Origin of the sequence: Cysteiniphilum litorale (assembly GCF_003428165.1) — a bacterium.
Classification (GTDB): domain Bacteria; phylum Pseudomonadota; class Gammaproteobacteria; order Francisellales; family Francisellaceae; genus Caedibacter; species Caedibacter litoralis.
Genome location: NZ_QLIQ01000059.1, coordinates 1 through 10,481, shown reverse-complemented (window position 1 = coordinate 10,481; position 10,481 = coordinate 1). Strand labels below are relative to the sequence as shown.

Here is a 10,481-nt window from a genome sequence, read left to right as displayed (position 1 = left end):
GTGTGGCTGATCTTCCTCTCAGAACAGCTATGGATCATCGCCTTGGTGAGCCTTTACCTCACCAACTAGCTAATCCAACGCAGGCTCATCGTACAGCGACTGCCTAAGCAACCTTTGACCCGAAGGTATCATGCGGTATTAGCAGTCGTTTCCAACTGTTGTCCCCCACTGCACGGCAGATTCCTACGCGTTACTCACCCGTCCGCCACTAGCCAGAAGACAGATAACAGAAGACTGAAGACAGTAGTCGAATCTCACTCCGCGATAAATTAATTTAAATATCTAAATTTAAAATAATCTATGCAGCTTGCTGCATTCAACCATCTGTACTCTGTCATCTGTATTCTGCCTTCCGAACCCGTTCGACTTGCATGTGTTAAGCATACCACCAGCGTTCAATCTGAGCCAGGATCAAACTCTTCAGTTTAAATCCTTAGATCATCAATTCCTGCAAAAAACAAGAATTAACAATCCGCAAAAATTTTTGCTCAAAGTATTTAAGTATCTACATTTTATATCTCTTTAAACATCTCTCAAACCTTGCTACCAAGGCGTTTTTCGCGAACATTCTCGCTGAGAACGAGGTGCCATTATACACACCAATTACATCCCCGCAACCCCTTTTTTCATCTTTTTTAACTTTTACAGCTTTTTATTAGATTTTGATTGAAATGCGACCTGAAAACCCACGGCATTGATTGATTTGCGATCACAGAGAGCAATCCTCACTGCTTAAACCTCCTGTTTCAGTTTGACAAACCCCTATTTTAAACTTTAATGTAAACACAGGAAATGACGACTCAAAGGCTAAGGATGCTTTATGCGAGCGGGATATTTTACACTTTTTATCACATCGGTTTTATTGATAAGTGGCTGCAATGACTCAACAACCTCTTATCAAGGATATACGGAAGCTAATCTGCGCTATCTATCATCACCGAACTCATCTTCACTTAAGACGCTTTATGTGCACAAAGGTGAATTTGTGAAAAAAGGCACGCTTATCGCCACCTTAGATGACATGCCGTACAATGCCCAACTCACAGGCAATATTGCCAAAATCAATTCACAAAAAGCACTATACTATGATCAACAATCTGGTAAGCGCGAAGAGTTTATTAGTGAGGTTGAGTTTCAGATTGAAGCAGCCAAAGCCAAACATCTCTACGCCGAACAGCAATTTGAACGTGATAAAAAACTCTTAGCAGATAAAAGCATTTCTCAATCACAGTTTGATCAAAGCAAGAGTATTGAAAAAGAAACCAGAGAAACCTTGAGCTCTTTGCAATCCAAACTTGCTTCATTAAAGCTGCCAGCACGCCCTTATCAAATTAGCTCACAACAAGAAAACGTTAAACAAGCCGAGTCTGAAAAAGAAATTGCCGATTGGACATTAGCCCAACTTAATATTAAAGCGCCTGATAACGGTTATATCTATGACATCTTTTATTGGCCTGACGAACAAGTGCAGGCTTATCGTCCTGTTGTTTCTTTTTATATCCCTTCAAAAATGCGTATTATCTTCTATGTGCCCGAACAGATTTTAAAATCACTGCATCTAGGTCAGCTTATCAGTTACACAATCAATAACAACGATACTAACCAGCAACACGCCACGATTTCTTATATCTCACCAAGCGCTGAATACACCCCACCAGTTATTTATAGTCAGACCACCTTAGATGATCTGGTTTTCCGCGTTGAAGCAAAGCCTGATAAAGTAGGTATGGAAATTCATCCAGGTCAACCAGTTCGTATATTCTTAAACTAGGCTTGGAGAGTAGCCATGCAAACATCTTCTGATCAAGCGCTTGATGAACAACCCATTATTAAAGTTGATGGACTGTGCAAGTCTTTTGCGGGCAAATTAGTGGTTGATCATGTCAATCTAACCATCAACCAAGGCGAGATTTATGGCTTTCTGGGTCCTAATGGCTCAGGCAAAACAACGACAATACGCATGTTAAGCGGTCTTTTGCCACTTGATGCAGGTGAAGGCACTTGTTTAGGATTTGATGTTAAAACCCAAGGTAATCTTATTCGACTTAATGTTGGCTATATGACGCAAAAATTTTCACTGTATGGTGATTTGACCGTTGAAGAAAATCTATTATTTATTGCGCGTATCTTTGGATTGAAAAACCCGCGAACAGCAGTAGCGCACGCTGTTGATCAATTAAAGATTGGTAATGCACGCAAAAAACAAAAGGCAGCTGAGCTCTCTGGTGGTTGGAAACAACGCCTAGCTTTAGCCTGTGCTACCATTCACAACCCCAAGCTTTTGCTCCTTGATGAACCCACCGCAGGGGTTGACCCCAAAGCCCGTCGCGAGTTTTGGGATGAGATCCACAGACTGTCATCAGAAGGTGTCACCACTTTAGTTAGCACACATTATATGGATGAGGCTGAGCGTTGCCACAAACTCGCTTATATTGCTTATGGCAAACTGCTTGTAAAGGGTACCTTGAAAGAAATCATTCAACAGTCTGAATTAAATACGTTTGAGATCACCGGTCCAAGATTGCAGTCGCTTAAATCAAAGCTTGAAGACATCTCACACATTGAGCAAGTCTCTTTATTTGGTCAAACACTACATGTATCTTCTAAAAAAACAATTGCACTTGACAATATTTTAGCGCAAACACTAGCTAGCGATTACCAATACCATCAAATCACACCAACACTAGAAGATATATTTATCCATTTAATGCTAAACAATAAGGATAATTTCTCATGAGTTTTGCCATTAACTTAAGACGCTTACTTGCCATTTTATTCAAGGAATTTGTGCAAATGCGTCGCGACAAAAGCACCATCATGATGCTTATTGGGATACCTATTGTGCAATTAGTTCTTTTTGGTTATGCCATTAATCTTAATCCCAATTACCTACCATCGGTAGTGATCAATAATGACCCAAGCCAATTCACACGCACATTAGTTAGCGGACTGCAGAATACCAAATACTTTGAATTTACCAGCAATAAAATGGGTTTCAATGAAGCGCAAGAGGCACTTGCGCGCGGTAAGCTATCGTTTATCTTTGTTATTCCGGCTGATTTCACACAAAAATTGATTCGTGGCGAGAAACCAGAGCTTTTGGTGATTAATGATGCCGCAGAGCCTTCTGGTGGTGTCAATGCCATTTTGGCACTTAACAAATTGGCTGAGAGCGTTTTCAATCATGATTTAAGTAAAAACGGTTTGCAGTACCTCAAAACCGATGACCCACCTTTTAAGCTAGTCGTCCACTCCAAATATAACCCTGAAAATGATACGCAATTCAACATAGTGCCTGGACTGATCGGCGTTATTTTAACCATGACAATGGTTATGGTTACTTGTTTGTCAATTATTCGTGAATGGGAAAGCGGCACGATTGAAACATTACTGGCAACACCATTAAGACCGTTGGAGGTCATGCTTGGCAAGATTATTCCTTATCTGTTCGTGGGCTATGTGCAGATGTTTATTATTCTATTTGCCGCATTCTTTCTCTTTGATGTCCCGATGAATGGCAGTCTTGACACATTACTGATTTATACATTACCGTTTATCTTAGCCAATCTTTTTGTTGGCATTTTGTTCTCAACCCTTTCAAGCAGCCAACTGCAAGCACTACAAATGACGATGTTCTTCTTTCTGCCGTCTATTTTGCTATCAGGCTTTATGTTTCCATTTTACGGGATGCCGCGCTGGGCACAGATTCTTGGTGATTGCTTGCCTTTGACACATTATTTAAGAATCGTTCGCGGCATTATGTTAAAGGGTAATGACTTTGTCACAGCAATGCCCGAAGTCGGTGCTTTGCTTTTATTCACGGTGATTATTGGCATTATCGCAATGTTACGTTACAAGCAAACATTATAATCGTTTTATTATTCTCCAAGTCCTAAGACTGAATCGGCATATCATCACGCGCATTAAGCTCATCAAATGCCGCAACCATGATCATAATAATAAATGGCAAAGTTAATGCATCGACAAAGACAATAACAACATGCTCAATGCCAAAGTTCATATCACCAGCATGACCTATTGCCATAAACAGCGCATAAACAACATACTTAAGTAAAAGCACTAACATCACAATAAAGCCTAATTGCAAGGCATAAAGAAGATTGCCTGTTAATAAGCGAAAATTCTCACGAAAGCTCATCCACACACCCACATTACCAAGAAGTACTGTCGGCAATAAGATCAACGTGAAACTTGCCGCCAACCACAGACCAAATATATTTAAGAAACTTGCCAAAAACCATAAAAAGCCATTTAAAATGCAGACCATTAAGAATAAGGGAAAGCGCTTTTTGAAAATGACAAATGCTTTTTTGATCACCTCTTTTTGTGCAACACCTTCTTTAAGATAATTACCGCCAATACATACCAAAAGCCCATAAACACACATGGTCACAAACATCGAAAACAAACCTAAAAATGCCAAGAACTGCGCATCTGGTAAACTATCTGGCAATTTCCCTGATTGCATATAGCTTTGTATCGCCTCACCAACCCCTGAGTTTAGCGCATATAGTTTAAAATACTCCGCAATCGCTGCACTGATAACTGCCAATAAAAAGCACGATTTTAGTGTCGCACGATACATCTGCCATGCACTTTTAAGGGTATTAACAATAGCACCTTTATTTTTTAACATTGATTATTTCCGTAAAGCCATTTGACCTAAAAAAGTTATTGTGGCAGATTAATCAAATCTTATAGTTATAGCAATGCTTAGATGGCAGGAATTTAAATATGGAATTCTCAGATCGCGTTAAAGATCATTTTAGTAACTCAATTCAAACAAGCATCCTCATTGCCGATGGCTTAGCCGATGCCATCGCTCATGCCGGTCAAGTGTTGGTGTCAAGCATTTTATCTGGCAAGAAGATTTTAAGCTGTGGCAGTGGCGGATCTGCCGCACTTTCTAATTACTTTAGCACCCAGCTTTTACACAAGTTCTCGATGGAGCGCCCGGCATTACCAGCAATCTCTTTATCTAGCGATAGCGCGGCATTAACGTCTATTGCAAATGATCACAGTTTTCGCTATGCCTTTTCACAGCAAATTAGTGCTTTAGGGCAATCTGAAGATATTTTGTTATGCATGAGCACCTCAGGAAATGCAGAAAGTATCGTAGAAGCGATCAAAGTAGCACACGAAAAAAATATGCATATTATTAGCTTAACCGGCAAAGATGGTGGTAAGATACGTGCCATGTACAGGCCGAGTGACCTTGAGCTTTGCATCCCTTCTGAGCAAGTTGCTTGTATCCACGAAGGACAACTGACAATTATCAACTGTCTTTGTGAAGCAATTGACCACGGTCTCTTTGGCGTATAACCAAATATAAATATTTAGTGATAAAAGTTATAACTATGAAAAAACAACTTGTTTTTCTCGCTGCGTGCGGAACACTACTACTTTCAGGGTGCAGTATTTTCACACCCTACACACCACCGATTCAACAAGGCAAGATCATCTCTCAAGACATCATGAAACAGATCAAACCTGGCATGACCAAAGAGCAGATTAAATATATCCTAGGTACACCGGATGTGATTGATCCTTTTGCCCAAGATCAGTGGAATTATATCTATAGCCTCCAAAACTCATTTGACGCCCCGCGCTCAGAAAAACAACTCATTTTAACATTCAAAGATAACAAGCTCACGCAAGTAAGTGGTGATTACTCACCACCTGAAACCGTTTATATCAGCAAGTAATTCTTGCCACTACATAGATAATTCAACTTTTTCCACCTATACTGTCTAGCATGTAATGGATAACCATTTGATTGCTTATGACTCAGCACGGAATCAGTAGTTTTCTACTTAGCCAAAACCTTATTAATAATGATGATCTTGAACAAGCTATTGATGAAATAGACAATAGCAATGAGCCGCTTATCACTCATTTGATCAACAAGAAGCTACTTGATGCCAATGCATTTGCCATTGAATCATCGCAGTTTTTTAACTTGCCTCTTTTTGATCTGAATGCTTATGATTTGGATTTTTTCCCACGTGCTTTTTTGGATGAGCGCCTGATCAATGACTACGTTTGTTTGCCACTTTACAAAAAGGACAACACGCTACTATTAGCAACCAGTGATCCATTAAACCTAAACGCCGTACGTGAGTTTCGCTTTTTCAGCAATCTAGATATTGAACAAATCATTGTTGATGACACACACCTTAGACGCTTTATCAAAGAAGTGACCGAGAACACCACTGACAATGCCATGAAAACGCTTGAAGGCATGGATCTTGAAGAAATTGACCTTGATATTGTTGAGGCTGATGACTTTGAAGATGATGATGACTTTGGTGATAACGATGAGCCGGTGATCAAATACATCAATAAGATTATTGTTGATGCAATTAATAAAGGCGCTTCGGATATCCATTTTGAACCATATGCTACAAACTTTAGAATTCGTTATCGGATTGATGGGCTTTTGCAAGAAATTGCCACACCTCCTCTTAAAATCGCAGCTCGTACTGCCGCTAGAATTAAAATCATGTCGCAATTAAATATTGCAGAGAAACGTATTCCACAAGATGGACGTTTTAAGTTAAAGATATCCAAAACACATGTCATTGATTTCAGGGTCAGCACCTGTCCAACGGCATTTGGTGAGAAAGTTGTTTTAAGGATTTTGGATCAGGCAAAGACTAATCTTAGTGTTGATAAACTGGGCTTTGAGCCGCACCAACAAGAGATTTATCTCGCGGCATTAAAACAATCTCAAGGCATGATCTTGGTAACAGGTCCAACAGGAAGTGGTAAGACAGTCACACTTTATACTGGACTACACATTATCAACACCATTGATAAGAATATCTCAACCGCCGAAGACCCAGTTGAAATCAATGTTAATGGTATTAATCAGGTGCAAATCAATAACAAGCAGGGTCTGACCTTTGCCCGAGCCTTGAAGTCTTTCTTACGTCAAGATCCCGATATTATTATGATTGGTGAGATTCGTGACTTTGAAACAGCAGATATTGCCATTAAAGCCGCACAAACGGGGCATTTGGTATTATCTACTGTACATACCAACAGCGCGCCGGAAACCTTAAACCGCCTATTAGACATGGGAATTCCGCACTATAATATTATCTCCTCTGTGTCACTGATTATCGCGCAGCGCTTGGCACGTAAGCTCTGTCCACATTGTAAAAAACCAGCTCCTGATATTAGCCGTGAATTATTATTAGACATGGGTATTCGCCCAGTTCATGTTGAAAAAGAGTTTACCGCATATACCAATAACCCACAGGGTTGCGCGCGTTGCTTTAAAGGTTTTCGTGGACGCGTTGCTATTTATGAAGTGATGCCGTTGAGTCTGGCGATGAGTCGCTTGATTGTCGAGGGTCGCAGCACACTAACGCTTGCTGAACAGGCACAGCGCGAAGGGATTGATAATCTACAGCAGTCTGCTTTAATCAAAGTAGTGCATGGTGTCACTTCAATTGAAGAAGCGCATCGCGTTACCTCAATGTAATACTGACCAGGGTGAATAGATGAAAACAGCAAAAAAAACCAGTATCAAAAAGCAAACGTTTCTGTGGTCTGGCTATGATCGCCGCAGCATTAAAACCAATGGTGTTATTGAAGCGATTAACATTGATCTTGCCAAAGCACAGATCGAGCGCAATGGTATTAAAATCAGCAAAATCAAAAAGCAACCGATTGAGCTATTCCCACAGCGTATTAAAGAGGCTGAGATTACCTTGCTCGCGCGACAATTAGCCACCATGGCACATGCAGGGGTGCCGATTATTCGCGCTTTAGATACAATTATGGAATCAAGCAAAAACACCTCATTTAAGAAGCTTCTTATTCAGATCAAACAAAGCGTTGAAAGTGGTAACTCTTTTAGTGATACCCTCAAGATGTATCCTAAATACTTTGATAAACTCTTTTGTAGTTTATGTGCCGCAGGTGAAGAGTCGGGAACGCTTGATGTTATGCTTGATCGGGTTGCATCACATCGCGAATCAGTACAAAGCATTAAAAAGAAAGTCAAAAAGGCACTAACATATCCTGTGATGGTGATTGGTGTCGCGATTATTGTAACTTGGGTTTTATTAAACTATGCAGTACCTGCATTTGCTGATATTTTTATCTCATCAGGCACTAAATTGCCAGCCATTACCAAAGTTACCATTGATATTTCTGAGTTTAGCCAGAAATATTGGTGGATTTTAGTTGTCATCGTCGTTGCAATCATCGTACTCTTTAAAGTAGCTAAAAAACGCTATCCCAAAGTACAAGTATGGATCGACTACACTTTACTTAAAGTGCCTGTATTAGGTAAAGTGATTCAAAAATCCTCACTTGCCCGTTTTGCGCGCACGCTTGAAACCACCTCATCAGCGGGGATGCCCTTGCTTGAGGCGTTAACGACAGTTGCCAATGCGACAGGTAACTCACGCTATGAAAAAGCGACATTATTTATCAGAGATGAAGTATCCAAAGGACGCACAATGCTGCATGCTGCCTCTGAAACCCATGTCTTCCCAGGGCTTATGCTGCAGATGATCTCAGTGGGTGAAGAATCAGGGCAAGTTGAGGAAATGCTTGCCAATATCGCCAAGATTTATGAAGAAGATGTCGATGTCCTTGTCACTAATCTCAGTAGCGCTTTAGAGCCTATTATTATGATTATCTTAGGTTGTATCGTCGGCTTCTTGGTTGTCAGTATGTATGTGCCGATGTTTAACCTTGGTGAGGCGCTTTAATTTGCACAATCATCCATGCCATTTAATTTACCCTGTGCTTTCAAATCACTTAATGCTTTCCAGCTACTATCACTACACCCTTGCGGTTGAGCCGTTGGCATGCACCATGCAGTCCAAGTCCCTTTATCAACGGTTTGTAGACATTGTTTAAACCCCGGCACTTGCAAATAAGCAGGTGGCAAAACTTCTGTTGTTTTCATATTCACATCCTTTGTCGTTGAATAATCATTATCCTTTTGCGCCAAAGTCACATAGGCACTCATTATCATTTTTTTTGAAACGCTTAGATTATCGCTATTGCTTGGCGCGGCATCTGCCAACATATTCATTTTAGTATACATTACAGCACGCGGCTCAATAGCAGATTCATTAATGCTGTAACTCACCGAGCGAATAAAATAATGGCTATTGGTTTTGCTATTGAAGTCATTCACATATTGCTCAATCGACTGATACATCGAAATCATGGTATTGTCTTTAGCTTGATCCAACATCTCAGGAGTTGGGTCAAAATTAACAACCTCAACTTTAAAACGACTATTATTTGAGTTATTGTTCTTTAACTCCTTTTGCAAGATTTTAATTTCTTCACTGGTTAAGCGTGCTTGAATAACCAATCGAATATTTTGCGCACCGCTATCTGCTTGTGTTTCTTTATAATCAACAACTTTCCAGTCAATCTTTGGTAAAACACCCGATAGATTTTGAATCGCTGCTTTTTGAATAATAGTATTATCACCCTGCAAAGCAGTTGCATTGACAATGATATTTACCAATGCCGTGTCTGATTTAACGATGACCTCGCTACTTTTAGAAAAGCTAATCGTTGATTCTAAAGGGGTGTTATTATCAGCATAAGCATTCAGACACAACAGTGATGCTGCACTTAATAAGATGATTTTTTTTGTTTTATTCATTAAATTTTTCCTAAACAATTTTCATTTGACTTGACGCTAACAATTCTATCTTTTTTGAATAACAACCACTACCTTGATCCAGCATTTACTTGCAAATCCATACCTTATCTACCATACTTTGAGGACATTTGACTAAACGGATTTATCCCACGATGACCAGAAAACCATTAATCAATACGACACTTATCGGATCATTCGCAATCATATTAAGCGCCTGCACACATAATCAATTTAGTGCATTTAACTCACCTAATGCTGATAGTCAACCGAAAACACCTGGTTATTACAACCCCAATGATCAAAATTATGCAATGCCACAAAACCAACAACCGATTGTTGAGAATCAGTTCTATTGGAAAGATTCTCATGACAAAGCGGCTATCGCTCCTGAGTGATCAGGAATTTTTGTTATCAGTATGATCTTTATCTGTATTGGCTTTTGCCAAGTCTAACAGCTTAGCTTTATTAACTTGCAGCTTATAAGCCTGCTCCGTTTCACTAAATACAATCTGATTGTCTTCTACAGTTGTTCTTCCAAAGAGCTTTGCTTTAAGTTTGGCGAGCAATCCTTCTTTTATCGGCGTGCTTAATGAGATATTCAATGCTTTGCTTATTTGTGCTGCATTATTCACCGTTTCAGCATCTTTGCTTTCTTTCACCGCATTCATAAAGTCTTCTGCTAACGCGGGATCTTGCTCTTTCAAGTAATCATACATATTGGCAATATGCTCTTCATTCAACTTAGGCTCTGCGGCAATTGCCTCAATAATGTCATCTTGTTTATCATCATCTGAATCTAAAATCATTTGTGATA

General features: G+C 39.8%; 11 protein-coding genes and 1 rRNA gene. 8 read left to right on the top strand and 4 right to left on the bottom strand.

Annotated features, from left to right (window positions below):
- A 16S ribosomal RNA gene (locus DNJ75_RS13620) occupies positions 1-427 on the bottom strand; the annotation flags it as partial.
- Positions 428-820: 393 nt separating this feature from the next.
- Here DNJ75_RS13620 and DNJ75_RS13615 point away from each other — a divergent pair.
- From DNJ75_RS13615 to DNJ75_RS13605, 3 genes are read left to right on the top strand one after another with little or no spacing between them, the layout of a single operon-like run.
- On the top strand, positions 821-1,771 hold the full coding sequence (locus DNJ75_RS13615; protein WP_117003999.1) for an HlyD family secretion protein: 951 nt from the start codon (positions 821-823) through the stop codon (positions 1,769-1,771).
- A gap of 15 nt (positions 1,772-1,786) precedes the next feature.
- Positions 1,787-2,737: an ABC transporter ATP-binding protein gene (locus tag DNJ75_RS13610; RefSeq protein ID WP_117003998.1), complete on the top strand. Its 951-nt coding sequence runs from the start codon at positions 1,787-1,789 to the stop codon at positions 2,735-2,737.
- Positions 2,734-3,870: an ABC transporter permease gene (locus DNJ75_RS13605; RefSeq protein WP_117003997.1), complete on the top strand. Its 1,137-nt coding sequence runs from the start codon at positions 2,734-2,736 to the stop codon at positions 3,868-3,870. Before DNJ75_RS13610 ends, DNJ75_RS13605 begins: the two co-directional genes overlap by 4 nt.
- A 22-nt stretch (positions 3,871-3,892) precedes the next feature.
- On the opposite strand, the gene DNJ75_RS13600 is transcribed toward DNJ75_RS13605, so the two are convergent.
- Complete coding sequence (locus DNJ75_RS13600; RefSeq protein ID WP_117003996.1) at positions 3,893-4,657, bottom strand: hypothetical protein; 765 nt, start codon at positions 4,655-4,657, stop codon at positions 3,893-3,895.
- Positions 4,658-4,755: 98 nt separating this feature from the next.
- On the opposite strand from DNJ75_RS13600, the gene DNJ75_RS13595 reads away from it, so the two are divergent.
- The 4 genes from DNJ75_RS13595 (at position 4,756) to DNJ75_RS13580 (ending at position 8,750) form a co-directional block, all read left to right on the top strand.
- The gene (locus tag DNJ75_RS13595; protein ID WP_117003995.1) at positions 4,756-5,343 is read left to right on the top strand and encodes a D-sedoheptulose-7-phosphate isomerase; all 588 of its coding nucleotides are present in this window, start codon (positions 4,756-4,758) and stop codon (positions 5,341-5,343) included.
- 35 nt (positions 5,344-5,378) lie between these two features.
- Complete coding sequence (locus DNJ75_RS13590) at positions 5,379-5,726, top strand: outer membrane protein assembly factor BamE (RefSeq protein ID WP_117003994.1); 348 nt, start codon at positions 5,379-5,381, stop codon at positions 5,724-5,726.
- A gap of 77 nt (positions 5,727-5,803) precedes the next feature.
- Positions 5,804-7,510, top strand: coding sequence for a type IV-A pilus assembly ATPase PilB (gene pilB, locus DNJ75_RS13585; protein WP_117003993.1), 1,707 nt, complete (start codon positions 5,804-5,806; stop codon positions 7,508-7,510).
- Between the two features lie 19 nt (positions 7,511-7,529).
- The gene (locus tag DNJ75_RS13580; protein ID WP_117003992.1) at positions 7,530-8,750 is read left to right on the top strand and encodes a type II secretion system F family protein; all 1,221 of its coding nucleotides are present in this window, start codon (positions 7,530-7,532) and stop codon (positions 8,748-8,750) included.
- Here DNJ75_RS13580 and DNJ75_RS13575 read toward each other — a convergent pair.
- On the bottom strand, positions 8,747-9,667 hold the full coding sequence (locus DNJ75_RS13575) for a hypothetical protein (RefSeq protein ID WP_117003991.1): 921 nt from the start codon (positions 9,665-9,667) through the stop codon (positions 8,747-8,749). The two genes, DNJ75_RS13580 and DNJ75_RS13575, sit on opposite strands and share 4 nt — an antisense overlap.
- A gap of 152 nt (positions 9,668-9,819) precedes the next feature.
- Between DNJ75_RS13575 and DNJ75_RS13570 the strand changes: the two genes are divergently transcribed.
- Positions 9,820-10,062, top strand: a complete 243-nt coding sequence (locus DNJ75_RS13570) for a hypothetical protein (RefSeq protein WP_117003990.1) — start codon at positions 9,820-9,822, stop codon at positions 10,060-10,062.
- Here DNJ75_RS13570 and DNJ75_RS13565 read toward each other — a convergent pair.
- The coding region (locus DNJ75_RS13565) for a hypothetical protein (protein WP_157968354.1) at positions 10,063-10,481 on the bottom strand (419 nt) is incomplete at its 5' end.

Excerpts from the sequence above, each read along its gene's own strand:
- DNJ75_RS13615 (WP_117003999.1), top strand. The coding sequence starts at position 821 with ATGCGAGCGGGATATTTTACACTTTTTATCACATCGGTTTTATTGATA.
- DNJ75_RS13610 (WP_117003998.1), top strand. The coding sequence starts at position 1,787 with ATGCAAACATCTTCTGATCAAGCGCTTGATGAACAACCCATTATTAAA.
- DNJ75_RS13605 (WP_117003997.1), top strand. The coding sequence starts at position 2,734 with ATGAGTTTTGCCATTAACTTAAGACGCTTACTTGCCATTTTATTCAAG.
- DNJ75_RS13600 (WP_117003996.1), bottom strand. The coding sequence starts at position 4,657 with ATGTTAAAAAATAAAGGTGCTATTGTTAATACCCTTAAAAGTGCATGG.
- DNJ75_RS13595 (WP_117003995.1), top strand. The coding sequence starts at position 4,756 with ATGGAATTCTCAGATCGCGTTAAAGATCATTTTAGTAACTCAATTCAA.
- DNJ75_RS13590 (WP_117003994.1), top strand. The coding sequence starts at position 5,379 with ATGAAAAAACAACTTGTTTTTCTCGCTGCGTGCGGAACACTACTACTT.
- pilB (WP_117003993.1), top strand. The coding sequence starts at position 5,804 with ATGACTCAGCACGGAATCAGTAGTTTTCTACTTAGCCAAAACCTTATT.
- DNJ75_RS13580 (WP_117003992.1), top strand. The coding sequence starts at position 7,530 with ATGAAAACAGCAAAAAAAACCAGTATCAAAAAGCAAACGTTTCTGTGG.
- DNJ75_RS13575 (WP_117003991.1), bottom strand. The coding sequence starts at position 9,667 with ATGAATAAAACAAAAAAAATCATCTTATTAAGTGCAGCATCACTGTTG.
- DNJ75_RS13570 (WP_117003990.1), top strand. The coding sequence starts at position 9,820 with ATGACCAGAAAACCATTAATCAATACGACACTTATCGGATCATTCGCA.